This window comes from [Collinsella] massiliensis, assembly GCF_002161605.1.
GTDB lineage: Bacteria > Actinomycetota > Coriobacteriia > Coriobacteriales > Coriobacteriaceae > Enorma.
Window position 1 is genome coordinate 45,197 of record NZ_NFIE01000010.1, and the last position, 26,278, is coordinate 71,474.

At 66.5% G+C, this 26,278-nt stretch carries 26 protein-coding genes; 20 read left to right on the forward strand and 6 right to left on the reverse strand.

Annotated elements, in window-relative coordinates:
• Window positions 1–108 precede the first annotated feature (108 nt).
• Window positions 109–759, reverse strand: a complete 651-nt coding sequence (locus B5G02_RS05440; RefSeq protein WP_094335476.1) for a GntR family transcriptional regulator — start codon at window positions 757–759, stop codon at window positions 109–111.
• Window positions 760–970: 211 nt separating this feature from the next.
• Between B5G02_RS05440 and B5G02_RS05445 the strand changes: the two genes are divergently transcribed.
• The 8 genes from B5G02_RS05445 to argH all read left to right on the forward strand — a co-directional run bounded on the left by B5G02_RS05445 (window position 971) and on the right by argH (window position 11,817).
• Window positions 971–1,747, forward strand: coding sequence for a dimethylarginine dimethylaminohydrolase family protein (locus B5G02_RS05445; RefSeq protein WP_094335477.1), 777 nt, complete (start codon window positions 971–973; stop codon window positions 1,745–1,747).
• 72 nt (window positions 1,748–1,819) lie between these two features.
• A complete protein-coding gene (locus B5G02_RS05450; protein ID WP_094335478.1) occupies window positions 1,820–3,064 on the forward strand; it encodes a M20 metallopeptidase family protein in 1,245 nt (414 codons plus the stop codon).
• Window positions 3,065–3,067: 3 nt separating this feature from the next.
• A complete protein-coding gene (locus B5G02_RS05455) occupies window positions 3,068–4,306 on the forward strand; it encodes an MFS transporter (protein ID WP_094335479.1) in 1,239 nt (412 codons plus the stop codon).
• Window positions 4,307–4,482: 176 nt separating this feature from the next.
• Window positions 4,483–7,284, forward strand: coding sequence for a DNA polymerase I (gene polA, locus B5G02_RS05460; RefSeq protein WP_094335480.1), 2,802 nt, complete (start codon window positions 4,483–4,485; stop codon window positions 7,282–7,284).
• Between the two features lie 129 nt (window positions 7,285–7,413).
• Complete coding sequence (locus B5G02_RS05465; RefSeq protein ID WP_094335481.1) at window positions 7,414–8,247, forward strand: HAD family hydrolase; 834 nt, start codon at window positions 7,414–7,416, stop codon at window positions 8,245–8,247.
• Window positions 8,248–8,725: 478 nt separating this feature from the next.
• Entirely contained in the window at window positions 8,726–10,042 is a 1,317-nt protein-coding gene (locus B5G02_RS05470) for an argininosuccinate synthase (RefSeq protein WP_094335482.1), read from the forward strand.
• 50 nt (window positions 10,043–10,092) lie between these two features.
• Window positions 10,093–10,308: a hypothetical protein gene (locus B5G02_RS05475; protein WP_094335483.1), complete on the forward strand. Its 216-nt coding sequence runs from the start codon at window positions 10,093–10,095 to the stop codon at window positions 10,306–10,308.
• A gap of 75 nt (window positions 10,309–10,383) precedes the next feature.
• Window positions 10,384–11,817: an argininosuccinate lyase gene (gene argH / locus B5G02_RS05480; protein WP_094335484.1), complete on the forward strand. Its 1,434-nt coding sequence runs from the start codon at window positions 10,384–10,386 to the stop codon at window positions 11,815–11,817.
• Between the two features lie 256 nt (window positions 11,818–12,073).
• Here the strand turns inward: argH and B5G02_RS05485 are convergent, their stop codons facing one another.
• Complete coding sequence (locus B5G02_RS05485) at window positions 12,074–13,252, reverse strand: cation diffusion facilitator family transporter (RefSeq protein ID WP_094335485.1); 1,179 nt, start codon at window positions 13,250–13,252, stop codon at window positions 12,074–12,076.
• 444 nt (window positions 13,253–13,696) lie between these two features.
• Here B5G02_RS05485 and nrdD point away from each other — a divergent pair, with 444 nt between their 5' ends.
• The 10 genes from nrdD (at window position 13,697) to B5G02_RS05535 (ending at window position 22,364) form a co-directional block, all read left to right on the forward strand.
• Window positions 13,697–15,919, forward strand: a complete 2,223-nt coding sequence (gene nrdD / locus B5G02_RS05490) for an anaerobic ribonucleoside-triphosphate reductase (RefSeq protein ID WP_094335486.1) — start codon at window positions 13,697–13,699, stop codon at window positions 15,917–15,919.
• 213 nt (window positions 15,920–16,132) lie between these two features.
• The gene (locus B5G02_RS05495; RefSeq protein ID WP_094335487.1) at window positions 16,133–16,426 is read left to right on the forward strand and encodes a type II toxin-antitoxin system Phd/YefM family antitoxin; all 294 of its coding nucleotides are present in this window, start codon (window positions 16,133–16,135) and stop codon (window positions 16,424–16,426) included.
• 1 nt (window position 16,427) lies between these two features.
• On the forward strand, window positions 16,428–16,688 hold the full coding sequence (locus B5G02_RS05500) for a type II toxin-antitoxin system RelE/ParE family toxin (protein ID WP_094335488.1): 261 nt from the start codon (window positions 16,428–16,430) through the stop codon (window positions 16,686–16,688).
• A 50-nt stretch (window positions 16,689–16,738) separates the two neighbouring features.
• A complete protein-coding gene (nrdG, locus tag B5G02_RS05505) occupies window positions 16,739–17,338 on the forward strand; it encodes an anaerobic ribonucleoside-triphosphate reductase activating protein (RefSeq protein ID WP_094335489.1) in 600 nt (199 codons plus the stop codon).
• A 187-nt stretch (window positions 17,339–17,525) separates the two neighbouring features.
• The gene (locus B5G02_RS05510) at window positions 17,526–18,320 is read left to right on the forward strand and encodes a PTS mannose/fructose/sorbose/N-acetylgalactosamine transporter subunit IIC (protein ID WP_094335490.1); all 795 of its coding nucleotides are present in this window, start codon (window positions 17,526–17,528) and stop codon (window positions 18,318–18,320) included.
• Window positions 18,321–18,324: 4 nt separating this feature from the next.
• A complete protein-coding gene (locus B5G02_RS05515) occupies window positions 18,325–19,155 on the forward strand; it encodes a PTS system mannose/fructose/sorbose family transporter subunit IID (protein ID WP_094335491.1) in 831 nt (276 codons plus the stop codon).
• A 12-nt stretch (window positions 19,156–19,167) separates the two neighbouring features.
• Window positions 19,168–19,644: a PTS system mannose/fructose/N-acetylgalactosamine-transporter subunit IIB gene (locus tag B5G02_RS05520; protein WP_019238856.1), complete on the forward strand. Its 477-nt coding sequence runs from the start codon at window positions 19,168–19,170 to the stop codon at window positions 19,642–19,644.
• A 74-nt stretch (window positions 19,645–19,718) separates the two neighbouring features.
• Window positions 19,719–20,810 carry an SIS domain-containing protein gene (locus B5G02_RS05525; protein WP_094335492.1) on the forward strand — a complete coding sequence of 364 codons (1,092 nt, stop codon included), beginning with the start codon at window positions 19,719–19,721 and terminating at the stop codon, window positions 20,808–20,810.
• Between the two features lie 257 nt (window positions 20,811–21,067).
• Window positions 21,068–21,811 (forward strand): GntR family transcriptional regulator, encoded by a 744-nt coding sequence (locus tag B5G02_RS05530; protein WP_019238854.1) that lies wholly within the window; start codon window positions 21,068–21,070, stop codon window positions 21,809–21,811.
• 46 nt (window positions 21,812–21,857) lie between these two features.
• Window positions 21,858–22,364 carry an HD domain-containing protein gene (locus tag B5G02_RS05535; RefSeq protein WP_094335493.1) on the forward strand — a complete coding sequence of 169 codons (507 nt, stop codon included), beginning with the start codon at window positions 21,858–21,860 and terminating at the stop codon, window positions 22,362–22,364.
• 39 nt (window positions 22,365–22,403) lie between these two features.
• Here B5G02_RS05535 and B5G02_RS05540 read toward each other — a convergent pair whose 3' ends face one another.
• Window positions 22,404–23,126, reverse strand: a complete 723-nt coding sequence (locus B5G02_RS05540) for a hypothetical protein (protein WP_241146177.1) — start codon at window positions 23,124–23,126, stop codon at window positions 22,404–22,406.
• A gap of 230 nt (window positions 23,127–23,356) precedes the next feature.
• Between B5G02_RS05540 and folB the strand changes: the two genes are divergently transcribed.
• The gene (gene folB / locus B5G02_RS05545; protein WP_094335495.1) at window positions 23,357–23,848 is read left to right on the forward strand and encodes a dihydroneopterin aldolase; all 492 of its coding nucleotides are present in this window, start codon (window positions 23,357–23,359) and stop codon (window positions 23,846–23,848) included.
• Here folB and B5G02_RS05550 read toward each other — a convergent pair.
• Window positions 23,840–24,580, reverse strand: coding sequence for a M48 family metallopeptidase (locus tag B5G02_RS05550; RefSeq protein WP_094335496.1), 741 nt, complete (start codon window positions 24,578–24,580; stop codon window positions 23,840–23,842). The two genes, folB and B5G02_RS05550, sit on opposite strands and share 9 nt — an antisense overlap.
• A gap of 227 nt (window positions 24,581–24,807) precedes the next feature.
• Here B5G02_RS05550 and B5G02_RS05555 point away from each other — a divergent pair, with 227 nt between their 5' ends.
• Window positions 24,808–25,236: an FKBP-type peptidyl-prolyl cis-trans isomerase gene (locus tag B5G02_RS05555; protein ID WP_019238849.1), complete on the forward strand. Its 429-nt coding sequence runs from the start codon at window positions 24,808–24,810 to the stop codon at window positions 25,234–25,236.
• A gap of 61 nt (window positions 25,237–25,297) precedes the next feature.
• Here B5G02_RS05555 and B5G02_RS05560 read toward each other — a convergent pair whose 3' ends face one another.
• A complete protein-coding gene (locus tag B5G02_RS05560) occupies window positions 25,298–25,699 on the reverse strand; it encodes a Fur family transcriptional regulator (protein ID WP_019238848.1) in 402 nt (133 codons plus the stop codon).
• A gap of 140 nt (window positions 25,700–25,839) precedes the next feature.
• On the reverse strand, window positions 25,840–26,241 hold the full coding sequence (locus B5G02_RS05565) for an acylphosphatase (RefSeq protein ID WP_019238847.1): 402 nt from the start codon (window positions 26,239–26,241) through the stop codon (window positions 25,840–25,842).
• Window positions 26,242–26,278: the final 37 nt, after the last annotated feature.

Genomic DNA, 26,278 nt, shown 5'->3' on the forward strand with positions numbered 1-26,278 from the left:
GGTGCCCGTGTGCCGGCGGCGCCTGTTTTGACAAGAAGCGGGCAGGCTGGTTTGCATCGTGTCGTCCGAAGATGATGCAAACCGGCCTGCCTGCTTTTTATCATGTGGCTACCAGGCGGTGAAGGGCGCGTTCTCGACGCTCCAGTGCACGTCGCGGATATAGTCGCGCGCGCCCGCCGCGTCGCGCGCCTCGAGCAGCTCGAGGATGCGCCGGTGCTCGTCGTTCGCCTGCTGCAGGAGCGCGCGCCCGGTGGGCTCGTCCACCGTCTCGTACCCGTGCTTGATGAAGCAGCGCTCGAACTGCCGGAGCAGCCCGACGAGCCGCTCGTTGCCGCTGCGCTGCGCGTAGGTGTGATGGAACTCGCGCTGTAGGTCGTCGTAGCGGCTCACGAGCCCGCGCCCTATGGCGGCGTCCATGGAGTCGATGAGGAAGCGGAGCTGCGCGAAGTCCTCGTCTTCGAGGCGCGGGCAGGCCAGAAACGCCGCCTGCCCGTCGAGCGGGCCGATGATCTCGAAGACCTCCCGGGCGCTCTGCCGGTCGAAGCCGCGCACGCGGAAGCCGCGGCGGGGGATGTTGTCGAGGTAGCCGTCGCAGGCGAGCTCGATGAGGGCCTCGCGCACCGGCGTGCGCGAAACGCCGAGGGCGTCGCTGATGGCCTGCTCGCTCACGCGGTCGCCCGCGGAGAGCGCCCCCGCATCGATCTGGTGGGCGATGTGCTCGTATACATGGTCTTTGAGCGGGCGACGGATGGTTTCCATGGGCGTTCCTTATCCGTGATGATCCATCCCTTCCAGTATAGGGGCTGCGCGCTGCCGCGGCGCGCTCGACCGTTCACCGGAAGCTATGCGCCTTGGTTAATAAATTGTATACAATATGCAAAAGAGCGCCGCGCCTTGCGCGCAGGCGTACCGTAGTCCCCATGCGGCGGGCGGGCGAGGCCCCGCTCGCCCCGAACCCCAAGGAGAAACCATGACCAAGTTCAGCCATGTCATCATCCGCCGTCCCGGCCGTTCGCTCAGCCAGGGCATCACGAGCGCCCCGGAGCTCGGCCAGCCCATCTACGAGCGCGCCATCGAGGAGCACTACGACTACGAGCACGCGCTCGAGCAGTGCGGCGTCGACGTGACGGTGCTGCCGGCGCTCGAGGAGTACCCGGACAGCTGCTTCGTCGAGGACCCGGCGGTCATCACCCGCTGCGGCGCCATCATCACCAATCCCGGCGCCGCCTCGCGCAACGGCGAGAAGGACGAGATCGAGCCGGTCGTCCGGCGCTTCTTCGACGACGAGCACGTGAAGCGCATCGAGGCTCCCGGCACCCTCGACGGCGGCGACGTCATGATGGTGGGCGACCACTTCTACGTGGGCCGCTCCGCGCGCACGAACGAGGAGGGCATCCGCCAGTTCATCGAGATCCTCGAGGGCTGGGGCCTCGAGGGCTCCGAGGTGCCGCTCGAGGAGGTGCTGCACCTCAAGACCGGCGTGAACTACATCGAGAACGGCAACATGCTCGTCTCGGGCGAGTTCATCGACAAGCCGGACTTCGCCCAGTACAACAAGATCGTCGTGCCCGAGGAGGAGGCCTACGGCGCGAACTGCATCTGGGTGAACGGCACCGTCATCGTGGCCGAGGGCTACCCGACCGTGCTCAAGGCGGTCCAGGACCTGGGCTACAAGACGCTCGTGGTCGACACCTCCGAGTACCGCAAGGTCGACGGCGGCCTCTCCTGCCTGTCCCTGCGCTTCTAAGCCTGCCCCGCGCCCCGTCTTCCCGCGCGCGCACGCGTCGGCCAGGCGGGGCGCCCTGTGAGAGGAGCATCCATGTTTGATATACGAGCGGCGGCGGAGGGCGTCCTGGACGACGTGATCCAGGACCGCCGCGCCCTGCACCGGTGCCCCGAGGTGGGCTTCGCGACCCCGGACACGGCCGCGTACGTGGGGCGCGCCCTGGACGGGATGGGCATCGCCTGGCGCCCGTGCGGCGGCGCCATCCCGCAGGAGACGATCGACCTCTACGAGCGCGGCGGCTACGGCCACTACGAGGAGACGACCGGCATCGTGGCCGCGATCGGTTCCGGGAGCCCGTGCATCCTGCTCCGCGCCGATATGGACGCGCTGCCCATGGGCGAGGAGACGGGGCTGCCGTTCTCCTCGGAGCGCGCGGGCGCCATGCACGCCTGCGGGCACGACGCGCACACGGCGATGCTCCTGGGCGCGGCGCGCATCCTCAAGGAGCACGAGGCGGAGCTGCCCGGCACGGTCAAGCTCATGTTCCAGCCCGGCGAGGAGATGGGCATGGGATCCGCGCTCATGATGCGAGACGGCCTTTTGGAGAACCCGCGCGTGGACGCGGCCTTCGCCCTGCACGTCATGCCCGACAAGCCGCTCGGCCAGGTGTTCTACGCGCCCGGTGCCTCCACCTCGTCCATGGACTGCTGGACCATCACGGTGCGCGGCCGCGGCGGGCACAGCTCGCAGCCGCAGCTCACCATCGACCCCAACATGATCGCCACGCAGATCTACACCCAGCTCAACCTGCTGTTCACGCGCGAGGCCGACCCCTCCAAGATGGTGACGTTCTCCATCGGGGCGCTCGCGGGCGGCACCCTCACCAACATCATCCCCGACGAGGCGGTGCTGCAGGCGAACATGCGCACGCTCAGCACGCCCGACCGCAACCACCTGCTCGCCCGCGTGCCCGAGATGGCCGAGTGCATCGCGCGCGCCTGGCGCGGGACGTGCGACATCGACCTCATCGAGATGCCCACCACCGAGAACGACCCGCAGTTCCTGCCCGAGGCGATCGAGTTCATCGGCGGCGTGCTCGGCAAGGACGCGGTGCACCGATGCGAGCCCATGGCGGGGTCGGAGGACTTCTCGTACGTGAGCCAGGCGGTGCCCTCGGCGTTCGTGCAGCTCGGTGCCGGCGCGCCCGGTTGGGCCCCGGTGCACAACAGCAAGATGGTGCTCGACGAGTCCGCGCTGGCGTGCGGCGTGGCGGCGCACGTGGCCGTCGCGCTCGGCTGGCTCCGCCGCCGTGCGGGCGATCCCGATCCGAAGGAGTAAGGCATGCTCGGCAAACTGACCAAACGAGAGCTCTCCGTGTTCCTCGTCCTGTTCTTCGTGGGGCTCGTGTGCAGCATCGACAAGTCGCTCATCGGCGTGGCGACGCCCATCATCCGCGAGCAGTTTGGCTACAGCGCCTCGGAGTTCGCGAACGTCACGAACATGTACTACGCGAGCAACATCATCATGACCTTCGTCTCCGGCTACATCATGGACCGCTTCGGCTTCAAGCCGTTCATGGCCACGTGCCTGGCGCTGCTGGGCATCTCGTCGGCGACGTTCGGGCTCGCGGGCTTCATGGGGTCCGCCGCGGGCAGCGCCACGGGTGTGCTCATGGGCCTTCTGTTCTCGCGCTTCGTGGTGGGCATCGGCCAGACCGGCTATTCCAACGGCCTGGCGAAGGCCATCGTGGAGAGCTTCAAGCCCGAGGTCTGCCAGGGCGTGCAGGCCATCGTCCTCACCACGACGGGCATCGGGTCCATCCTCGTGTACACCGTCTTCACGATGCTCGTGAACGAGAGCTGGCAGCTCGCGTACTTCGTGCTCGCGGCCTTCTTCATCGTGGCGTTCGTGCTCATGGTGGCCGTGGTGCCGCACAAGCGCACGCCTCCCGAGGAGAAGGTGTCGCTGCTCTCGGCGTGGAAGCACAAGACGGTCATCGTGCTCGGCGTGTCGCTGCTGTGCAACAACATGGCGAGCATGGTCATGATGATCTGGCTGCCGTCCTACCTGGACACCATCCCCGTCATCCAGGCGGAGATGGTGGCGAACCCCCAGCTCATCACCATGATCCTCATCGGGTACGCCGTGGTCATGGGCGTCGCGATGGCGGTCTCCGACCCCATCACGCGCCGCTACTTCCGCGGGCGCGAGCGCGTGCTCGCCACGGTGTCCGGCCTGGGCGCGGCCGCCTCGATGTGGCTCATGACCTCGTCGAGCAACCTGGCCGTCATCGTGGTGTTCCTCTACGTCTCGACGTTCCTCGCCTCGCTCATGTTCACGCTCATCCTGAACCTGCCGTTCGCTGAGCGCGCCGACGGCTCGGGCACCCTCGTCGCCCCGTCGATGATGTCCTCGGCCAACGCGGCCATGAACGTGCTGTGCTTCGCGGGCACGATGTTCGGCAACACGGTCGTCGCGGGCATCGCCGACGCCGCCGGCTTCTCGATGGGGTTCGCGGCGCTCGTGGTGCCGCTCGTGATCTCGGGCGTGGTACTCTTCCTGCTGCCCAAGACGAAGTAGCGCGGGGCGCGGCGCTGCCCCGCCAACGACGGATCGATGCAAGCGGACGGGCTGGTGATAAAACCAGCCTGTCCGCTTTTTATCATCTCGCGGCGGGGGAGGGGGCGCGCCGCGCTCATGTCCGGGTGATGGGGTAGACTGATGTGAGCCAACCCGTGAAAGAGAGGACGCCCCGCATGTCAGATACCGCCCAAGCGCCCGAGGGCGCCGCCCGCCGCACGTTCGCCGTCATCGACGGCAACTCGCTCATGCACCGCGCCTTCCATGCCGTGCCGCCCACCATGAACGCGCCGGACGGCACGCCCACGAACGCCATCTTCGGCTTCCTCAACATGTTCCTCAAGATGGTCGACGCCTTCCACCCGGACGGCGTCGCCGTCGCCTTCGACAAGGGCAAGCCGCGCGTGCGCATGGAGATGCTCCCGCAGTACAAGGCGCAGCGCCCGCCCATGGACCCCGCCCTGCGCGCCCAGTTCCCGCGCGTGAAGGAGCTCCTCGCGCACCTCTCCGTGCCCGTGCTCGAAGCCGAGGGCTGGGAGGGCGACGACATCCTGGGCACGCTCGCGCGCGCGGGCGAGGAGGCCGGCTGCGACATGCTCCTCATCACGGGCGACCGCGACATGTACCAGCTCACCACCGACCACGTGAAGGTCGTGGGCACCAAGAAGGGGCTCTCGGACGTGCAGATCATGACGCCCGAGACCGTCGAGGACCTCTACCACGGCATCACGCCCGCGCTCGTGCCGGATTTCTACGGCCTCAAGGGCGATACCTCGGACAACATCCCCGGCGTGCCGGGCATCGGCCCCAAGAAGGCGAGCGCGCTCATCGCGCAGTACGGCTCGCTCGACGAGGTCATCGCGCACGCCGACGAGGTCAAGGGCAAGATGGGCGAGAACCTGCGCGCGCACATCGACGACGCGCTGCTCTCGCGCCGCGTGGCGACCATCCAGACGAACGCCCCGGTCGAGCTCGACTTCGAGCACACGGCCTTCCCGGCCTACGATGCGCAGGCGGTCTCGGACACCCTGGGCGAGCTCGGCATCATGTCCATGCAGAACCGCTTCCTCGCGCTGCTCGGCGAGGATGCGGGCGGCGCCGTTGCCTCCGCGCTCGAGATGCCGCGCGTGCTCACGGTGCGCGGGGACGACGCGGCCGCCGCGCAGGAGGCCTTCGGGCTCATCGACGGCGCCATCGAGGCGGGGGAGTGGGTCGCCGCGCTCATCGACGACGACAAGGCCGCCGGCGCGCTCTTCGGGCTCACGCACACGCTCTGGGTGGCTGCGGGCGGCGCGCTCCTCTCGTTCGAGGAGCCGGACGGCACCGCCGCGCCCACGCAGGAGGTCGTCGCGGCGGCCGCCGAGCACGGCGCGGACTGCGCCGCCGGGCTCATCCGGGGGGTCCTCCTGCTGCTCTTCGGCCGTGCGTGCCTCGCCTCGCCCGACGTGAAGGCGCTCATGCACGAGCTCTCGCCCGTGGACTCCTCCCTGCCCGAGGCGCTCGACCCGCTCGTGGCGGAACCCGCGCGCCTCTTCGATACCACCGTCGCGGCGTACCTGCTCGATTCGGTGCACTCCGATTTCGACGCGGCCTACCTCGCGGACACCTACCTGCGCTCCGCGCTTCCCCCGGCGGCGGGGGAGGAGGGCGCCGCTCCGGACGCCGTGAGCGCGGCCGCGCGCTCGGCAGTCGTGTCGCAGGCGGTGGTGGAAAAGCTCGAGCAGGCGCTTGAGAGCGAGGGGTCGCTCGCGGTGTTCCACGATATCGAGATGCCGCTCGTGGGCGTGCTCGCCGCCATGGAGCGCACGGGCATGTACGTCGAGCCGGAGCGCCTGGCCGAGCTCTCCGCCGAGCTCGGGGCGCAGATCGATGCGCTTGCGGCCCGCATCCGCGAGCTCGCGGGCGACGAGACGTTCAACATCTCGAGCCCCATGCAGCTCTCGCATATCCTCTTCGACGTGATGGGGCTCCCCACGAAGGGGCTCAAGAAGACGCACCGCGGCTACTACTCCACGAACGCCCGCGTGCTCGAGGAGCTCGCGCGCGACAACGAGTTCGTCCGCCTCATCCTCGAGTACCGCGAGAAGACGAAGATCAAGTCGACCTACCTCGACACGCTGGGTCCGCTCGCGCGCGAGATGGGCGATGGCCGCGTGCACACCACGTACAACCAGGCCATCACCGCCACGGGGCGCCTCTCGTCGTCCAACCCCAACCTGCAGAACATCCCCACGCGCTCCGAGCTGGGGCATACGGTCAAGACGGCGTTCTCCGTGGCGCCGGGCAGCGTCTTCATGGCGGTGGACTACTCGCAGATCGAGCTCAGGCTGCTCGCGCACCTCTCGGGCGACGAGCACCTGGTCGCGGCCTTCAACGAGGGCGAGGACTTCCACGCGGAGACCGCCGCGCGCGTGTTCGGCGTGCCCGTCGAGGAGGTCACGCCCCAGCTGCGCAGTCGCGCGAAGGCCGTGAACTTCGGCATCGTGTACGGCCAGCAGGCGTTCGGATTGTCGCAGTCGCTCGACATCCCGCTCGCGGAGGCGCGCGAGATGATCGAGGCGTACTTCCGCGCGTACCCCGGCGTGCGCACCTACCTCGACCGCACGGTAGAGGAGGCGAAGCGCCTGGGGTACGCCGAGACGATGTTCGGTCGCCGTCGCCCCATCCCCGAGCTCAAGCTGCGCAACCCCGCGCAGCGGAGCTTCGGCGAGCGCACGGCCATGAACCACCCCATGCAGGGCAGCGCCGCCGACATCATCAAGATCGCGATGAACCGCGTGGCGCGCCGCCTGCGCGATGACGGCTTCCGTGCGCGCATGATCTTGCAGGTGCACGACGAGCTCGACTTCGAGTGCCCGCTGGACGAGGTCGAGGCGCTCGCCGACATGGTGCGTTCCGAGATGGAGGGCGTCGTCGCGCTCAAGGTGCCGCTCATCGCCGAGGTCTCGTGCGGCGAGACCTGGGCGGACGCGAAGTAGCCCGCACCGCGCGAGGCCCGTTTGCGCGGCGGCCCGAGCCCGGATGCCCGGCCGCCGCTGCCCGCCGCTTCGCGCCGGCACCCGGGCACCCGGGCAGGCGAAGGCACAACATCTGGCTGAAGGGAAGCTATGACCACCGTATTCGACGATACCGCACTCGACCGCGTCCGCGTCATCGCGGCGGATATGGACTGCACCCTGCTCGCGGATGACGGCACGATGCCGCCCGGCATGCCCGACCGCATCCGCGCCCTCGATGCGGCGGGCATCACGTTCTGCGCGGCGAGCGGGCGGCCGAGCTACACGCTGCGCGCCATGTTCGACGAGGTGGCCGACCATATGGCGTTCATCTCGGACAACGGTGCCGCCATCTCGTGCCGCGGCGAGCTCGTCTACAAGGACCTCATCGAGGTCTCCGCCTACCAGGAGCTCCTGGCCTTCACGTTTGCGGACGGCCGCGGCATCCCCACGGTCTGCGGACTCGACGCCTGCTTCATCTCCCGGAGCGCCGAGTGCTTCGACAGCTACTTCCGCACGTTCTACAAGCACATCGTCTACCTCGACTCCCTCGAGGAGCTCGACGCGGACGTCAACAAGTACACGGTCTACTTCCCCGAGCACGACGCCGAGGAGGTCTACGCCGAGGCGTACCGCGACCGCTGGGGCGAGCGCTTCTCGGTCACGAACGCCGGCAAGATGTGGATCGACATCATGAACCCGTGGGTCGACAAGGGCCGGGGGCTCGAGCGGCTGTGCGCGCACCTGGGAGTGTCGACCGCGGACGCGATGGCGCTCGGTGACACGTACAACGACATCCCCATGCTCAAGGTCGCGGGGCACAGCTACGTGGTCGCCAACGCCGAGGAGCACATGCGCGAGCATGCGCGCTTCGTGGCGCCCTCCAACAACGAGCGCGGCGTGGCGCAGGTCATCGATGCCGTGCTCGCGGCGCAGCGGCGGTAAGCGCGGCCCGCGCCCTTTCGTTCATAATCTCGAAACATTATGCATCGCGAAAAACTTTAGCTTGGCAAAGCGTTCGGGCATCGGGTAGGATACCGTTCAACCCGCGACACCTACCGTTCGCGGAGTTGGGATTGCAACGCACGACGGGAGCATCTGGTGCAGAACACGATGGCGACATACGAGGCGATGGCGATGAGCGCCATCCTGCCCGGCGCATGCGCCATCGACGCCCAGCAGCGACGCCAGCGTGCAATCTCGCGACGACGATAACTGGTCGTCTCTGTCCGCGCATCTCGCGCACAAGAGTCCCGATAAGGTTTGTCGTCGTCCCATCCTATGGGCAGCGTGCCGCCCAGGGTTACCCATATCGCCCTGCTGCGAGCGTGCTACGGTTTTGCCGTGCCTGCCCCATACCCTGGACATCTTCATATCCTTTGACGGGCTCGTCCGCTTCACCCCTGTTTGAAAGGACGCACCCATGAACAAGGAAACCGCCAAGGAAAAGGTCGTGCTCGCGTACTCCGGTGGCCTCGACACCTCCGTCTGCGTGAAGTGGCTCCAGGAGGAGCTCGGCTACGGCGTCATCTGCGTGCTCGGCAACGTGGGCCAGGAGCACGACGGCCTGGAGAAGATCGAGGCGAAGGCCAAGGCGCTCGGCGTCGTGGCGTGCGAGGTCGTGGACATGCGCGAGGAGTTTGCCGACGAGTACCTCACCTGCGCCATCGCGGCGAACGCGATGTACGAGAACAAGTACCCGCTGCTCTCCGCGCTCTCGCGGCCGCTCATCTCCAAGCACCTCGTCGACGCCGCGCACAAGTACGGCGCGACCGCCGTGGCGCACGGCTGCACGGGCAAGGGCAACGACCAGGTGCGCTTCGAGACCTCCATCATGGCGCTCGACCCCGCGCTCAAGGTGATCGCGCCCGTGCGCGAGTGGGACCTGGGCATGCGCCCCGACGAGATCGCCTATGCCAAGGCGCACGGCGTGCCGGTGCCGGTGAGCCTCGACAAGCCGTACTCCATCGACGACAACCTCTGGGGTCGCGCGATCGAAGCGGGTGTGCTCGAGGACCCGTGGAACGAGCCGCCGGCGGACATCTGGACGATGACCGTCGACCCCACCGAGGCGCCGGACGAGCCCACCTACGTGGAGATCGGGTTCGAGGCGGGCGTGCCCGTGAGCCTGAACGGCGAGCAGATGGGCCTGGTCGAGCTCGTGGAGCAGCTGAACGGCATGGCCGGCGCGGCGGGCTACGGGCGCATCGACATGATTGAGAACCGCTACGTGGGCATCAAGAGCCGCGAGTGCTATGAGGTGCCGGCCGGCCTCGCCATCATCCAGGCGCACAAGGCGCTCGAGGACCTCTGCCTGGAGCGCGACGTGCTCCACATGAAGCTCGGGCTCGAGCAGACGTGGGCGGACCAGGTGTACAACGGCCGGTGGTTCAGCCCGCTCAAGCAGGCGCTCGACGCCTTCATGGGCGCGACGCAGGCGCAGCTCACCGGCGAGGTGAAGCTCAAGCTCTACAAGGGCTCGTGCGTGGTGGTGGGACGCCGCAGCGCCGCCGCCCTCTACGACCAGGCGCTCGCCACCTACGACAACGACGACGCCTTCGACCAGAAGGCCGCGAAGGGCTTCATCGACATCCAGGCGCTCTCCATCAAGACCTGGGCCATGAAGCAGGCGCAGCTCGCGCAGGCTAAGGAGGCGGCGAGCGGGAGCGCGCAGGCGCTGTTCGGCGTCGTCGAGGGCGGCGCCACGGAGCCCGCGGTCGCCCAGGCGGCGGCGCTCTAGCCCGGCAGCCATTGCTTTAGAGGATTACCATCCCGCGGAAAGGGGCCAGCATGTACGGCATGGATATCGATATCGCGAAGGCGCAGGCGATTCCCTCCTCGCTCAAGGCGTGGACGGAGCAGAGCGGCAAGGGGCCGCGCGCCCTCGTCGCAGAGCTCGGATCCGCGGAGCCCGCGCCGACGGAGCACGAGGCGGTCTACACCGTCAAGGGGTGGACGCATGCGTGCGGGCCGTTCGCGCACGCGGCGCAGCTCGGGCTCATGTAGATGGGTCATTTGGGGACGTGTTCGTTTCAACCCATCCGCGCGAACGAGGCGGATGGCACGAGGAGGTCGGCGCGGATGGCGCTGTGGAGCGGTAGGTTCGAGGAGGATGCGGCGCCGGTGACGCGGGCGTTCGGCGCGTCGCTTCCGGTTGACAAGGCGCTGTACAAGCAGGATATCGCCGGGTCGCGCGCGCATGCGAAGATGCTCGCCGCGCAGGGCATCATCCCCGAAGAGGACGCGGAGGCCATCTGCGCGGGGCTCGACGCCATCGAGGCCGATATCGACGCCGGCTCCTTCGTCTTCGACATCGCCGACGAGGACATCCACATGGCGATCGAGGCGGAGCTCACGCGGCGCATCGGCCCGGCGGGCGGCCGCCTCCACACGGGGCGTTCGCGCAACGACCAGGTGGCGACTGACACGCGCCTCGCCGCGAAGGCGCTCGCCAAGCGCCTCATGGAGGCGAACCTGGGGCTTCGGCGCACCCTGCTCGACGCGGCGGAGGCCGCGGGCGACACCATCCTGCCTGGCATGACGCACCTGCAGCACGCGCAGCCCGTGCTCCTCGCGCACCATCTGCTCGCATATGCATGGATGCTCACACGCGACTTCACGCGCCTCGCCGCGGCCTTCGATGCCGCCGACGCCTCGCCGCTCGGCGCGGCGGCGCTCGCCGGCACCAGCTACCCGCTCGACCGGCACATGACGGCGGGGCTCCTGGGTTTCTCGCGCGTGATCGAGAACTCGCTCGACGCCGTGAGCGACCGCGACTTCCTGCTCGACCTCGAGTACGCCTGCTCGGTCATGGCGGTGCACCTCTCGCGCCTCGCCGAGGAGATCGTGCTGTGGAGCAGCCAGGAGTTCGGCTTCATCACGTTGTCCGACGCCTACTCCACCGGCTCGTCCATCATGCCGCAGAAGAAGAACCCCGACTTCGCCGAGCTCATCCGCGGCAAGTGCGGGCGCGTGGTGGGCGACCTCGTGCAGCTGCTCATGACGTGCAAGGGCCTGCCGCTCGCCTATAACAAGGACATGCAGGAGGACAAGGAGGGCGCGCTCGACGCGGCGCGCACGCTCGAGCAGTGCCTCGCGGTCATGACGGGCATGGTGGGCACCTGGACGGTGAACGCGGACCGCATGCGCGCCGTGATGCACCGCGGGCACCTCGCGGCGACCGACGTGGCCGATTACCTGGCGAAGCGCGGCATGCCGTTCCGCGAGGCGCATGCCGTGGTGGGCCACCTGGTGCTCGAGGCCGAGAAGGCGGGCTGCGATATCTCCGAGCTGCCGTTTGAGGTGTTCCACGAGGCGAGCGAGCTCTTCGGCGAGGACATCGCGGGCGCGCTCGACCTCGACGCCATCGTCGCGGCGCGCACCACCGAGGGCGGGACTGCGCCTTCCGCCGTAAAGGAGCAGTTCAAGCGCGCGCGGGCGCGTTACCTCGTGGACGAGAACGCTGTGCGCCTGCTCTCGCCCGTCGTCGAGATGGGGTCTGCCGCGGAGTGGTGACGCCGAACTGCCGAAGATTTACGTTTCCCGTTGCCCAATCCTGCGGAAACAGCGTGCCTTGCGGCGCCCGGTTTCCCAAAGTGCGCGAAACGAGCGTTTTATGAGGGGGTAGCCGAGTGGCCGACACAAGGGCGACTCGGCTACCTGCATGTTTGTTAGCGTGCAACCCCTTGCTACTTCCAGGGGCGCCTATAAACCGTTCGTTTCGCGTCGTTTGGGATCGTCGGCCCGATTGAGGGGCCCTTGGAGGGTGCGGTTACTGCTTCGAGCTCACGTAGCTCTCGTCAATCGTGATTTTCGCGATGGAGCGCGGGTAGTGCCCCTGCACGAGCATGGTCATGCGTTCGCGCAGCTCAGCGGGGGAGAGTGGGAGGTCGGTCGGGCGCACGCAGTCGAAAAGGATGTTCGTGTGCGTGGGGCCGGGCACGCAGCGCACGTCGTGGACGGTGATGCGCGGGTCGATCTCGCGCGCCTGCTCGGCGATCCAGTTGCGCATGTTCTTCACCTGGGGGTCGTCGGTCACGATGGGGTCGTAGTGCAGCGTGACGATGAGCCCGTCGTGCTCCTTGAAGTCCTGCTCGATGTTGTCGATGAGGTCGTGGCTCTCCATGGGGTCGGCCTCGGCCGCCATCTCCACGTGGGCGCTCGCGAACTGCCGGCCCGGGCCGTAGTCGTGCACCATGAGGTCATGCGTTCCGAGGACGCCGGGGTAGCTCATGATCTTGTCGTGGATGTGGGCGACGAGCTCCGGGCTCGGCGCCTGGCCGAGGAGCGGGCTGATGGTCTCGCCCAGGAGCTGCACGCCGCTCACGCAGATGAAGACGCCCACCGCGGCGCCCGCCCAGCCGTCGAGCTCGATGCCGGTTGCGTGCGAGATGCAGGCGCAGGCGAGCACCGCCGCCGTGCTGATGACGTCGTTGCGCGAGTCGATCGCCGTCGCGGCGAGTGTGTCGGAGTCGATGCGCCGGCCGATCGTGCGGTTGAACACCGCCATCCAGAGCTTGACGGCGATGGAGAGCGCGAGCACCGCCACGAGCGCGCCGGAGAACTCAGTGGGGGTGGGGGCGATGATCTTCTGGATGGACGAGAGCGTGAGGTTGATTCCGATGGTGAGCACGAGCGCGGCGACGACAAGGCCCGCGAGGTACTCGTAGCGGCCGTGGCCGTAGGGGTGCTCGGGGTCGGCGGGGCGGCTCGCGAGCTTGAAGCCGAGCAGGCTCACAATGTTCGAGGCGGCGTCCGAGAGGTTGTTGAACGCGTCAGCGACGATCGAGACCGACCCGGAGGCGAGCCCGATCACCCCCTTGCCCGCGCAGAGCAGGATGTTGCAGATGATGCCGACGATCCCCGCGAACTGCCCGTAGCGCGTGCGCACAGCGGGATCGGCGGTGTCCTCGTAGTCGCGGACGAACCTCTTGACGAGCCATTCGGTCATGGTGCAGCCTCCTTTGTCGAGGCGGTATTGTACTCCTGAATGGGGCGCATCCCGGCCGGGTTTCCGAGTCGACGCGCGGGGTGCGGGCGGGCGCGGTCGCGTCGCCACAACATCTAGGTCAAGGGTGGATCTTTGGAGATTCTGGGGGACGGCGCGCAGGGGCTTCCGAAGAAGTTATGGATTTCCGCAAGCGGTTCCGCGCGCCGTCCCATGCGTCCCCGCAGGTACGAAATGTGCGTGCGCGCAAGCTATCTTTCCCCTCAACAAACCGCTGACAGCCCCGCCGCCCGCCTCACGTCCCTGAGCTGCTGAAACACAATATATAGTGCTCAGTGAATAAACTTTCACAGCATATGGTGATGCCAACTTCGCGTAAGATGGAGCGGCAGAAGTTTTCAGACGGACATCTTACGGCACCAGACCGATAACCATGAAGGGCACGCCATGAAGATCATCAAGCGCAGCGGCATCGAGGTCGCGTTCGACATCACGAAGATCGAGAACGCCATCCGGGCGGCGAACGGGGATGTCGCGGACAGCGACCGCCTCTCCGAGCGCCAGATCATCTACGCATCGCAGAACGTCGCCGAGGCGTGCGAGAACGCCGGCCACACGGTCTCGGTCGAGGAGATCCAGGACCTCGTGGAGGACGAGCTCATGAAGCTCGACAAGTTCGAGGTGGCGCGCAAGTACATCATCTACCGCTACGTGCAGAGCCTGAAGCGCCAGAAGAACACCACGGACGACAAGATCCTCTCGCTCATCGAGTGCAACAACGAAGAGGTCAAGCAGGAGAACTCCAACAAGAACCCCACGGTGAACTCCGTGCAGCGCGACTACATGGCCGGCGAGGTATCCAAGGACCTCACCCAGCGCGTGCTGCTCCCGGCCGACGTGGTCGAGGCGCACAATGAGGGCATCATCCACTTCCACGACTCGGACTACTTCGCGCAGCACATGCACAACTGCGACCTCGTGAACCTCGAGGACATGCTGCAGAACGGCACCGTCATCTCCGGCACCATGATCGAGCGGCCGCATAGCTTCTCGACGGCCTGCAACATCGCCACGCAGATCATCGCGCAGGTCGCGAGCTGCCAGTACGGCGGCCAGTCCATCTCGCTCACGCACCTCGCGCCGTTCGTCGAGGTGAGCCGCCAGAAGATCCGCCGCCAGGTGGAGCGCGAGCTCGCCGAGCTCGGCCTCGAGGCGCAGGGCGACAAGATCTCCGAGGTGGTGGAGGACCGCCTGCGCGACGAGATCCGCCGCGGCGTGCAGACCATCCAGTACCAGGTCGTGACCCTCATGACCACGAACGGCCAGGCGCCCTTCGTGACCGTGTTCATGTACCTGGGCGAGGCGCGCTCCGAGGCCGAGAAGCACGACCTGGCGCTCATTATCGAGGAGACGCTCCGCCAGCGCTACGAGGGCGTGAAGAACGAGCAGGGCGTGTGGATCACCCCGGCGTTCCCCAAGCTCATCTACGTGCTCGACGAGGACAACGTCTACGAGGGGAGCCCGTACTTCTACCTCACGCAGCTCGCGGCCAAGTGCACTGCCAAGCGCATGGTGCCCGACTACATCTCCGCCAAGAAGATGCGCGAGCTCAAGCTCTCGAAGGGCGAGAAGCCGGGCGAGGGCGACGTCTACACCTGCATGGGCTGCCGCAGCTTCCTCACGCCGGACCGCTCGGGCAACGGCTTCGACAACGTTGCGCGCGCCAAGAACTACGAGCCGGGCAAGCCGAAGTACTACGGCCGCTTCAACCAGGGCGTCGTGACCATCAACCTCGTGGACGTGGCCTGCTCCTCCGGCCGTGACGAGCAGCGCTTCTGGGAGATCTTCGACGAGCGCCTGGAGCTCTGCCACAAGGCGCTGCGCTGCCGCCACGAGCGCCTGAAGGGCACGATCTCCGACGCTGCGCCGATCCTGTGGCAGTACGGCGCGCTCGCCCGCCTCGACAAGGGTGAGACCATCGACAAGCTGCTCTACGGCGGGTACTCCACCATCAGCCTGGGCTACGCCGGCCTGTATGAGTGCGTGAAGTACATGAAGGGCGTGAGCCACACCGACGAGCGCGGCAAGGACTTCGCGATCGCCGTCATGCAGCGCATGAACGACAAGTGCGCCGAGTGGAAGGCCGCCGAGGACATCGACTACTCGCTCTACGGCACGCCGCTCGAGTCGACCACCTACAAGTTTGCGAAGTGCCTGCAGCGCCGCTTCGGCATCATCCCGGGCGTGACGGACAAGGGCTACATCACGAACAGCTACCACGTGCACGTGAGCGAGGAGATCGACGCCTTCGACAAGCTGCAGTTCGAGAGCGAGTTCCAGGCGCTCTCGCCGGGCGGCGCGATCTCCTACGTCGAGGTGCCCAACATGCAGGACAACCTCAAGGCGGTCATCCGCGTGATGCAGTACATCTACGAGAACATCATGTACGCCGAGCTCAACACCAAGAGCGATTACTGCCAGGTGTGCGGCTACGACGGCGAGATCCGCATCGTGGAGGACGACGGCAAGCTCGTGTGGGAGTGCCCCAACTGCGGCAACCGCGACCAGGAGAAGATGAACGTCGCGCGCCGTACCTGCGGCTACATCGGGACGCAGTTCTGGAACCAGGGCCGCACCGAGGAGATCCGCGACCGCGTGCTGCATCTGTAGGGGAGCGGCTTTTGGGTGGAACCCCCGAATGCATCAGCTCGTGCTCGGTTAGCGCTTCGTGTGCCGCGCATGAGCCGATGTGTCCGGGGGTTTGCCATAGCCATGCCCCTATGAGTTGGGTGGACGAGCGATACGACGAGTGTGTTATCGTGCGCAATGTGATGCCTTATCGGGTACGATATTACGTATCGGATTGCGTTCAAAGGAGCAACCATGGCGACTGTGATCTATTCGTCTGCGGCGCTCAAGACACGGCAGCGCGAGGTGAAGGATGCTGCGCGCGAGCAAGTCGTTCACATCACCGAAAACGGAAACGCGGCGTTCGTGCTCATGAGCGAGGAGCTCTACGATCGGAATCTCGAGCTGGCGGCCGAGCATGCCGTCGCCGAGGCGCGGGTGGCCATGGTGCTTGAGCGCGGCCGCGCGGATAGGGTTGCCGGCCGCTATGTCGAGGGCACGGAGGACGCGCTCGCGGAGATCGAACGCCGGGCGGCGCAGCGTGGCTAGGATGAACTATACCGAGGGCTTCCTCGACGATGCAGCGGCCATCTGGTCGGAGCGGGTGAAAAGGAGCCTCGTGCAGGCGCTCGCCGCGCTTGAATCGTTTCCCGAGATCGGCTCCACCGATGTTGCCGATTCCATCCGCGAGCGCTACGGCTCTGAGGTTCGCAAGATGACGGTTGGTTCGTTCATCCTCGTGTACGAGTACGATCGCACAGCGGACGAGGTGTGGGTCTACGGCCTCGTTCCCATGAGGCGCGCCCGCTGAGCGCGTAGTGTTCTGAAAGCAGCCGATGCCATCGGCGTGAGGGGAGTCCGATGAACTACGCAGAGATCAAGTACTTCGATATCGCCAACGGCGAGGGCGTGCGGACGTCGCTCTTCGTGAGCGGGTGCCGGCGCGGGTGCCCGGGGTGCTTCAACTCGGGCGCCTGGAGCTTCGCGGCGGGGGAGCCCTTCACGCGCGCGGTCGAGGACAAGATCATCGCGAGCCTCGACCACCCCTTCTGCGACGGTCTCACCGTGCTCGGCGGCGAGCCCATGGAACCCGAGAACCAGCGGGGGCTCGTGGAGTTCCTCGAGCGCGTGCGCGAGCGCTTCCCGCGCGGCGCGCGGCCGGACGGCTCGCCTGCCAAGACCATCTGGTGCTTCACGGGGGACACGCTCGACGAGCTCATGCCGGGCGCGCGCCATCGCACCGAGGTGACCGGGCGCATGCTCGACTGCATCGACATCCTTGTGGACGGCCCCTGGGTGCAGGAGCTCCACGACATCTCCCTGCGGTTCCGCGGCTCCTCGAACCAGCGCCTCATCGACCTGAACGCGACGCGTGCCGCGGCTGTCGAGCTGGGCTGCCCGCTCTCGGACGCCGTCCGCCTCTGGGAGGACGAGCGCGTCTACGCCACGCACAGCATGTAAAAATACCCCTGGGGTTATTTGACATAGCGTTTGCCCATGCCGTTCGCGGAGAAATCCGACCGTTTACCCTGCTTAATCAATTTAGGATAACAATATAACAATATCCTGAATATGTCGTTCCGACGGTAGGGGAATTGGCCAGCCCGAGCTCCGTCGGACAGGTTGTCGGATAGAGGGGTGAGAAACCATGATCACACTGTGGCAAGCTGTGCTGATCGCGCTCGTGGCCGTCCTGACCGAGCTCGACGGCAACATCTTCGGTGAGAACAAGATGCGCGAGCCCATCGTCACGGGCTTCCTCGTCGGCCTCATTTTGGGCGACGTCACCAAGGGTCTTGTGCTCGGTGCGCAGATGCAGCTCATGTGGATGGGTGCGACTGCCATCGGTCCCACCGCTGGCTTGGACATCGGCACCGGCGGTACCGTTGGCGCCGCGGTTGCCATCGCTACGGGTACCGGCTTGGAGAGCGCCATCATGTTCGGCGTCCCCGTGTCGGTCATCATGCAGTTCGTGAACACGCTGCTCATGGCTGCGTACTCCGGCGTGATGCTCGAGGCTGACAAGGCGATCGAGCAGCTCAAGATCACCAAGCTCACCGCATTGCACTGGATGTGCGTACTGCTCTCGGCCATCAAGACCTTCGTGCTCATCTTCATGTTGATGTACCTCGGCGGCGATCTTATCGATGCCATCGTGGGCGGTTTGCCCGATTGGGTCAGCTCCGGCCTGAACGGTATTGCCGCGCTGCTGCCGTGCCTGGGCTTCGCCCTGCTCATGAGCATCATCATGGACGGTTCGATGTGGCCGTACTTCATCCTGGGCTTCGTTCCCGCCGCCTTCGTGGGCTTTGATCTCAACATGGTCGGCATGGCTGCCGTCGCAGTTGCCATCGCGCTGATCATCTGGCAGATCAGGTCCGAGCAGCAGGTCGTTGCGGCGCAGACGGTCGCCGTGGCAGACGATGACGAATGGGAGGACTAGCATCATGGCTGAAACGACTCAAGCCGCTTCCCAGATCACGAAGCGTGATTTCCGCAGCGCATTCTGGCGCAGCTTCACCCTCATGGGTTCGTTCAACTACGAGCGTATGCAGAGCTTGGGCTTCCTGTACAGCATCATGAAGCCGCTCAAGCGCATCTACGGAGATGACGAGGAGGGCTTGCGGGCCGCGCTCAAGCGCCATATCGCAGCGTTCAACATGACCTGTGCCCCCTCGACCTTCGTCATGGGCATTTCCATTGCCATGGAAGAGAGCTTCAAGCGCGACAAGGAGCTCGATCCGAGCACGGTGAACTCCATCAAGGTTTCGCTCATGGGCCCGCTCTCCGGTATCGGCGACACCTTCTTCTGGGGCATCTTCCGCGTTCTTGCGTGCTCGCTCGGCGTCGCGTTCGCCCAGCAGGGCAATCCCATCGCCCCGTTCATCCTCTTGCTCGTGTTCAACATCCCCAACGTGCTCGTTCGCTGGTTCGGTCTCAAGCTCGGCTACACGCAGGGAAGCGCCTTCCTGGAAAAGCTTGAGAAGAACGGTCAGATGAAGCTCGTCACGTACTGCGCGGGCATCATCGGCGCGGTCTCCATCGGCACCATGATCGCGATGTGGGTGTCCATCTCCTGCCCGCTCACCTTCACCATCGGCGAGATGACCATCACCATTCAGGAGTACCTGGACCAGATCATCCCCAAGTTCCTGCCGCTCGTGTGCACGCTTGCCGTCTATGGCTGCCTCAAGAAGGGCATGAAGACCACGGCCATCATCGCGGGCATCTGCGTCATCGGCTTCGTGCTGGGTGTCACGGGCCTCGTGGCGATGTAGGGAGTTGATCGCATGGCTATCGTAGACGCGCGCATCGACGACCGCCTCGTGCACGGCCAGGTGTGCAGTTTCTGGATTCCCAAGTACGATGTCGATCGCATCGTGGTGGTGGACGACGCCATTGCCAAAGACGACCTGCGCAAATCGATGCTGCGCATGGCGTGCCCCGAGCGCTGCAAGCTCTCGGTGTTCGATACGGCAAAGGCGGCGGATAAGTTCTCACGCCACATCGATCATGGCATCAAGGTCATGATCCTATGCAACAGTCCGGTGCCCATCCTACAGATGGCGCGCGCCGGTTTCACGGTCGATCACGTGACGTTGGGTAACATCTCGAGCCGCGAGGGCTCCAAGCAGATCGCGCGAACGGCGTACGCCACGCCCGCTGACCTCGAGGCCTTCCATGAGCTCGCTGAGCTCGGCGTGGAGATCTTCGACCAGCTCGTGCCGAGCGATCCGCGCGAGAACATCACGAAGCAGTTCCTGTAACCCCGCTCCCGGCGCGCCGTCTCCCCTGTGCGCGCCGGGAGGGTCTGGGTATCGATTCGATTGGAGAGTGGACAATGGAGCAAACGGTGCTCGGCAACATCATGAGCCAGGCCGAGGTGCTTCCGCAGGTATTCGCGAACCGAGCGGTGTTCGTTGAGCCCTTCGCCCGCGAGATCAGCGAGCACGGCATCGAGAAGATCATCTTCTTCGGTTCCGGTACATCCTATAACGTGTCGCAGATCGCGGCGTACTACATGAAGCACATTGCCGGCATCACGGCGGAGGCCCAGTATCCCACCGTGTTCAAGCACTACGAGCGCCCGGATTGGACGGGGTCGATCCCGAATGAGAAGATTCTCTTCGTGGGCATCAGCCAGTCCGGAACGTCGGTCTCTACGTGCGAGGTCATGGAGTACGGCAAGCAGATCGGTTGTCGTACGCTTGCGATCACGGGTGATCTTGAGAGCCGGATCACGCAGTTCTGCGACGTGGTGACGCATCTGCTCGTGGGGCCCGAGCTCACGCCGCCCGAGACGAAGGGATACACGGTGTCGGTGCTGAGCGTCTACCTATGGGCGCTCGAGGTGGCGCGCGACCGTGGCGAGCTCGATGCTGCCGATTACGATGCGGCGCTGGCCGAAGTCGAGGCGCTTGTGAATGATTTCGACCAGGTGCTCGCCGAGGGCAAGGCGTGGTACGAGCGGAACAAGGGCTCCATCCTGCAGAGCGACCGCCTGTTCATCTTGGGATACGGCATCGATTACGGCTCGATGCTCGAAGCCATGCTCAAGGTGGGCGAGATGCTGCGCATTCCCACGATCGGGTACGAGCTCGAGGAGTTCTCGCATGGTCCCACGATGGGCCTGCGCCCCAACCAGACGGTGTTCATGATCGGCTCCGACGAGGCTGAGTACGAGCGCATGCTCGTGTTCCGCGATGCCTATAAGAAGTACACCCCGCGCGTGCACGTGGTGAGCATGTGCGATGTGCCCGATGCCGACGAGCGCGACCTGGTGTTCTCGCACCGCGTTGGCAAGTACGCCGCCCCGCTCGCCTATACGGTGCCGTTCCAGTTCATCGCGGCGCAGGGCGCGAAGGACATCTTCATCGATACGGGCGTGAACCCGTTCCAGGAGCCGCTCGCGCATTACGACGACGAGGAGTAGGGCGCAAGCGCCGGTCAACGGCAGGATTATCATCGCCTGACACGGCGAGTGGCCGTTTTGGCTGCTCGCCGTGTCGTTTTACGCGCCAGGCGCTTGGCCGGGCTTCGTTCGGTGCGCTCGCTCGTCAAATTCCGCCTCACGGCAAGGGTGCGACCTCGTCGTTTTTACGCGAACGTCAAGGCTGCTGCTATCATATCGATAACTACATATCAAGTCTCTTTTCGCGCGAGCACATCTCGCGCCGCGAACGGAACCCTATGGATATCGGATACATACAGATTGATCGTCGCTCGCCTTTGCCCCTCTACAAGCAGCTTGAGGATTCGATCGTGCGGGCAATCGGCGATGGAACGCTCAAGGCCGGGGACAAGCTTCCTACAGAGGATGAGCTCGCGGAGTCGCTCGGGCTTTCGCGCCCGGTGGTGCGGCAGGCCTACGGCGCGCTTGTGGGGGCGAAGCTTGTTATCCGCGAGCGCGGTAGGGGGAGCTTCGTCCAGCCCATGCGCAGCGGTCCTCTGAGCAACACGTTGCTCGGTTTTTCCCAGGAGACGCTCTTAAGCGGGCATATTCCCGCGACTCGCGTGCTGGCGCTCAGGGAAGGCGAGCTTCCCGAGCGGTTGGCCCGTGAGGTTGAGGATCCGTTTCATAGTTGGTTTTACCTGGAGCGCGTGCGTTTCACCGATGGGGTGCCCTCCCAGCATTTGAAGACATGGGTGCCGCGCGACCGCTTCCCGGATATCGAATCGTATGACTTCGAGGTTAGTTCGTTGTATTCGACCCTGTTCGAGCTGTATGGCGTACGTCCCGATCTCGCCCGGCGGACGGTGCGCGCGACGGGCGCCGATGCGACGACGGCGCAGATCCTCAACGTGCCGGAGGGCACGCCCATCGCGCAGATGGATAACATCGTCTACGACGAGGATGGCGTGCTCATGGAGGTCGGGCTCGAGGACTACCTGGGAGATTCGTGCAGCTTCAGCTTCGAGGTGCGTAACGACTGAGCATGTAAAAATACCCCTGGGGTAATTTTACGGGGGAGGGGAGTGTATGGAGGAGATGCCGCGCGTCGACGCCATCTGGGAAAGCGCGGTCTTTCAGCGTGAATGCCAGCGCTTGGTAGTGCTCGAGGAGGACCGCGTGTTCTGCCGTCATGGGCTGCCGCACCTGCTCGACACGGCGCGCATCATGTGGGCGCTCAATCTGGAGCGCGCCCGCGGCATCGACCGCGAGGTGGTGTACGCCGCGGCGCTCCTGCACGACGTGGGCAAGGCGACGCAGTACGCATCCGGCGAGCCGCACGAGGTGGCGGGTGAGCGCCTGGCGCGGGAGATCCTCGAGGAGCTGCCGGCCGCCTGTGCGTTCTCGCCTGAGGAGGTCGACGCCATCTGCGCGGCGATCCGCGCCCACCGGCGCTTCGACCCCGACGCCGCGCCCCTCTCCCAGCTGCTCTACCAGGCGGATAAGGCGTCGCGCGCGTGCTTCGCCTGCCCCGCGGACGTACGCGTCGCCTGCTCGTGGAGCGACGCGAAGAAGAACCTCAGCATTCGCGTCTAAGCGGGGCGCCCTTGCCCGCCTCCCCGCTCGCGGCCGTGCCTAGAGCGTCGCCGAGCCCATGAGCGAGCCGTTGTAGTAGATGATGAAGCCGAGGAGCCCCGCCAGTCCGGCGCAGAGGCACACGAGCCCCACGCCCATGCATGCGACCGCCCAGCGCTTGAAGGGGCGCGTGCCGACGAACCCCGCCGCGGCGGTCACGCACAGGAAGGCGGCGATGCCGAGGACGACCATGCAGGAGCCCTCGGCGGTCGCGAGGCGCGGCAGGTTGGCGGGGGAGACATTCACGTAGTGGTAGCTGTGGAGCATGCTCACGTCGCCCGTCGTGATCATGTTGACGCCGGGCATGATGCCGAAGAGCGAGACCGCGGCGCCGACGACCGCGCAGACGATGACGCGCCACACCGGGCGCATGGTGGCGAAGGGGCCGGGCGCCGTCTGCCCGGAGAACGTCATGAGCCCGCCGTTGTAGTACACGATCATGATGAGCATCTCGGCGAGGCTCGCCACGAAGAGCACGGTGCCGACGATCGTGCCCGCGATGCCGAGCGCGCCGGGCGCATCGGAGACGAACCCCATGAGCGCGATGCCGACCGCGAGCCCAACGAGCCCCGCGCCTTCTGCGCGCGCGAGCTTGGGCAGCTTATCCGGCGGCGTCGTGGCGTAGTGGTAGCTATGGAGCATGCGGGGGTTGCCCGACACGATCATGGAGATGCCGAGCGCGGCGCAGAGCGCAGCGGGGATGAGTATGACCAGCGAATCCATGATGGCTTCCTTTCCGACTGCGGGCGGCGGCCGAGATCGCGCGACCGCGCCTTGCATCCGAATCGTCATGCGGGATTGTAGACCCGCGCGGCGGCGCGTCAAGGGGATATGTTCCGCAGCCAGGCGGGCATCTTGGGTATAGAAACAGCTAGCACAAAAAACATCCGCCTCCCCGCGGCGCCGCCTCTGGCGTCGGCTTGGCGAGGCGAGCTACTGGAAGGAGCGAACGCATGGAGCCGACGAAAGCCATCCCCGAAGATACGTCGCAGGGCGAGGAGACGACCCTCGCGCACCGCAAGAAGGCGGGGCTGCCCATGAGCCGCCGCGAGCTCGCGACCATAACCCCGGGCGAGCTCGCGCTGGCCGACAAGATCGTGATCGAGGGGCTCGAGGTGTTCGCGAACCACGGGGTGTTCCCCGAGGAGCGCGAGCTGGGGCAGAAGTTCGTGGTCTCGGCCGTGCTCTACACCTCGCTCGCCGCGGCAGGCTCGTCCGACGACCTCGAGGCATCGATCGACTACGGGGACGTGTGCCGCACGATCGACGCGTTCCTGCGCGAGCATACGTACAAGCTGATCGAGGCGGCTGCCGAGGCGCTCGCCGCTGAACTGCTCGACCGGTACCCCGCGCTCTGGGGCGTGAAGGTGGGCATCAAGAAGCCGTGGGCACCGATTGGCCTGCCGCTCTCGAGCGCGGGCGTGGAGATCGTGCGGCTACGGTAGGGTGCCCGGCAGGGCCGGTCGGCGGAGACGCGCGGCGAGCGCGCGGTTTTCGGGGCAGAAGCGGTCGAGCAGGGCGTGGAAGCGCGCGTTGTGGCTCGGTTCCAGCAGGTGGCAGAGCTCGTGCGCCACGACGAACTCGAGGCACGCGGGCGGGTACGCCGCGAGCCGCGCGTTGATGCGGATGGCGCGCGTGCCCGGCGTGCAGGAGCCCCAGCGCGTCTTCATGCTGCGCACCTGCCAGCGGGCGGCGTGGACGCCCATGCGCCCCTCGAGGGATGCGACGACGGCGGGCAGGGCGCGCTCGACCTCGCGGCGATGGCGGTCGGCAAGGAGCCGGTCGAAGACCGCGCGATCGGGCGCGGGCGTCTCGCCGGCGGCTTCCTGAGCGGTTGCGCGCGGGGTGCAGCCGAAGAGCTCCGCCGTGGGCACGGCCGCGCCCCACAGGGGAAACGTTTCAGGCACCGAGGAGGAGGCGTCCTCGGCGCGTTCGCGCGCGGCGCGCTGCCGCTCGACATGCTCCGCTATCCAGTGCGCGCGGCCGTCGAGGAACTCCTGGATGCGCGCATCCGAGACCCTGGGCGGCACGCTCGCCACCACGCTCCCGTCGCCCCGAACCCGCAGGTTGAGGTTCTTCACGCGCTTGCGCGTCACGAGCACGGTGTATGCGGCGGCCCCGGCCTGCACGGTGAACCGCCGGGCGGTCTGGGGCTGTGCCTGCGTGCGTCTCACCATGCTCCTTCCCGCGTGCTGCATGCGCCCGCGCTCCACTTCGGACATCCCATTGTAAAAGCGGCGGCCCGGTTGTGGTGTGGCGGCGCCGTGGAGACGGCCGCGCGCACGCAACCGCATCGAGTTTTCCGGGAGCCTTCCCGACGGAGGCTCCCGGCGCGCGTTTTCGGGTATAGTGCCTTCACATCCGCGCCACAGGGGTGCGGCATTCGACGAGAAATGAGGACCCGATGTCCAACACCGGAAAGACCCTGCGCGTGCACTACCGCGGGACGCTCGATGACGGCACCCAGTTCGACAGCTCCTACGATCGCGGCGAGACGCTCGAGTTCGTGTGCGGGGCGCACCAGATGATCCCGGGCTTCGATGCCGCGGTCGTCGACATGGAGGTGGGCGAGAAGAAGACCGTCCACATCCCCGCCGCGGAGGCGTACGGCGAGCGCCGCGACGACCTCGTGCTGGAGTTCCCGGCCGCCCAGGTCCCGAACATCGAGCAGATCAGTGTGGGCGACAAGCTCTTCCTCACCACCCCTGCCGGCCAGCCGGTGCCGGTGACGGTCGTCGAGGTCACGCCCGAGGGCGTCAAGCTCGACGCGAACCACGAGCTGGCGGGCAAGGACCTCAACTTCGACATCGAGCTCGTCGAGGTCGTGGAGTAGGGCGGAAGCACCCCGATATCGGAAGGAGCGGGCGGTTCGGCGCGGGAGCGTCGGCCGCCCGTTACCGTGCCTTGGCCTCGTCCTCGCGCGCCTGGCAGGCGGGGCAGACGCCCTCGAAGAACGCATAGTGCGTGACGTGCGAGAAGCCCGTCTCCCGCATGGCGGCGCCATCGGCCGCACCGTCGTAGGGGAGCTCCACGTCGCGGACGGTGCCGCATGAGGTGCAGATGAGGTGCGCGTGCCGGTCGCAGCGATCGTCGAAGCGGCTGCCGCCCGGCGTCTTGAGCATGCGGATGGAGCCGTCCTCGGCGAGCAGCGCGAGGTTGCGGTAGACGGTTCCCCGGCTGATGCGCTCGTCGTGGCGTCGCGCCTCGGTGAAGACCTCGTCGGCCGTGGGGTGGTCGTGCAGCGCCCGCACCGCATCGAGCACGAGCTTGCGCTGCCTCGTGTTGCGTCTCTGCATCGCCGGCACCTCCTCGCCTCAGTTGCCCGCTCGGTCGCGGCGCTCGGTCCTACCGCGTCGCGCCAATTTACCAGTTTCTTGATAGCATTTTATCCTGCACGTCAGGGGCGCATCGTATCAGGCGCGCTGTTCATCAAACCTCAATACCGCACGCGGAAGCCGTCCGCCGCGCCGTCGACGGGCAGCTCGCGCGCCTCCTCGAGCCACATGCGGCAGCGCATGCGGTCGTACGTCTGGTGCATGGCGTCCAGGTGCTTGATGAGCTGCGCCGCCGTGCCCTGCACGTCCATGGCGACCGAGCCGTCGCGCAGGTTCCGCACCCACCCGGTGATCCCGAGCTTGTCGGCGGATTCCTGACAGGTCCAGCGGAAGCCCACGCCCTGCACCCTGCCGGTGAAGAGCAGGTGGTAGCGGAGGGCGCCCGTGGAGCCCTCGTCCGCGAGCCGGTCCTGGAGCGCGCCGATGAGCTCGCGCTCGAGCGGGCTTCTGAGCTCGGCGGGAGGGGTGTCGTCCTGCTTGCGGAACATGTCGAAGATGTTCATCGCGCCTCCTCGGAACGCGGATGGGATGGGGTGGGCG

Coding starts and splice junctions, on each gene's coding strand:
- B5G02_RS05475 (WP_094335483.1), top strand. CDS start 10,093: ATGTACGGCATGGATATCGATATCGCGAAGGCGCAGGCGATTCCCTCC.
- B5G02_RS05465 (WP_094335481.1), top strand. CDS start 7,414: ATGACCACCGTATTCGACGATACCGCACTCGACCGCGTCCGCGTCATC.
- B5G02_RS05510 (WP_094335490.1), top strand. CDS start 17,526: ATGATCACACTGTGGCAAGCTGTGCTGATCGCGCTCGTGGCCGTCCTG.
- folB (WP_094335495.1), top strand. CDS start 23,357: ATGGAGCCGACGAAAGCCATCCCCGAAGATACGTCGCAGGGCGAGGAG.
- B5G02_RS05450 (WP_094335478.1), top strand. CDS start 1,820: ATGTTTGATATACGAGCGGCGGCGGAGGGCGTCCTGGACGACGTGATC.
- B5G02_RS05470 (WP_094335482.1), top strand. CDS start 8,726: ATGAACAAGGAAACCGCCAAGGAAAAGGTCGTGCTCGCGTACTCCGGT.
- B5G02_RS05495 (WP_094335487.1), top strand. CDS start 16,133: ATGGCGACTGTGATCTATTCGTCTGCGGCGCTCAAGACACGGCAGCGC.
- argH (WP_094335484.1), top strand. CDS start 10,384: ATGGCGCTGTGGAGCGGTAGGTTCGAGGAGGATGCGGCGCCGGTGACG.
- B5G02_RS05565 (WP_019238847.1), bottom strand. CDS start 26,241: ATGAACATCTTCGACATGTTCCGCAAGCAGGACGACACCCCTCCCGCC.
- B5G02_RS05500 (WP_094335488.1), top strand. CDS start 16,428: ATGAACTATACCGAGGGCTTCCTCGACGATGCAGCGGCCATCTGGTCG.
- polA (WP_094335480.1), top strand. CDS start 4,483: ATGTCAGATACCGCCCAAGCGCCCGAGGGCGCCGCCCGCCGCACGTTC.
- B5G02_RS05455 (WP_094335479.1), top strand. CDS start 3,068: ATGCTCGGCAAACTGACCAAACGAGAGCTCTCCGTGTTCCTCGTCCTG.
- B5G02_RS05530 (WP_019238854.1), top strand. CDS start 21,068: ATGGATATCGGATACATACAGATTGATCGTCGCTCGCCTTTGCCCCTC.
- B5G02_RS05535 (WP_094335493.1), top strand. CDS start 21,858: ATGGAGGAGATGCCGCGCGTCGACGCCATCTGGGAAAGCGCGGTCTTT.
- B5G02_RS05440 (WP_094335476.1), bottom strand. CDS start 759: ATGGAAACCATCCGTCGCCCGCTCAAAGACCATGTATACGAGCACATC.
- B5G02_RS05445 (WP_094335477.1), top strand. CDS start 971: ATGACCAAGTTCAGCCATGTCATCATCCGCCGTCCCGGCCGTTCGCTC.
- B5G02_RS05485 (WP_094335485.1), bottom strand. CDS start 13,252: ATGACCGAATGGCTCGTCAAGAGGTTCGTCCGCGACTACGAGGACACC.
- B5G02_RS05550 (WP_094335496.1), bottom strand. CDS start 24,580: ATGGTGAGACGCACGCAGGCACAGCCCCAGACCGCCCGGCGGTTCACC.
- B5G02_RS05520 (WP_019238856.1), top strand. CDS start 19,168: ATGGCTATCGTAGACGCGCGCATCGACGACCGCCTCGTGCACGGCCAG.
- B5G02_RS05540 (WP_241146177.1), bottom strand. CDS start 23,126: ATGGATTCGCTGGTCATACTCATCCCCGCTGCGCTCTGCGCCGCGCTC.
- nrdD (WP_094335486.1), top strand. CDS start 13,697: ATGAAGATCATCAAGCGCAGCGGCATCGAGGTCGCGTTCGACATCACG.
- B5G02_RS05560 (WP_019238848.1), bottom strand. CDS start 25,699: ATGCAGAGACGCAACACGAGGCAGCGCAAGCTCGTGCTCGATGCGGTG.
- B5G02_RS05515 (WP_094335491.1), top strand. CDS start 18,325: ATGGCTGAAACGACTCAAGCCGCTTCCCAGATCACGAAGCGTGATTTC.
- B5G02_RS05525 (WP_094335492.1), top strand. CDS start 19,719: ATGGAGCAAACGGTGCTCGGCAACATCATGAGCCAGGCCGAGGTGCTT.
- B5G02_RS05555 (WP_019238849.1), top strand. CDS start 24,808: ATGTCCAACACCGGAAAGACCCTGCGCGTGCACTACCGCGGGACGCTC.
- nrdG (WP_094335489.1), top strand. CDS start 16,739: ATGAACTACGCAGAGATCAAGTACTTCGATATCGCCAACGGCGAGGGC.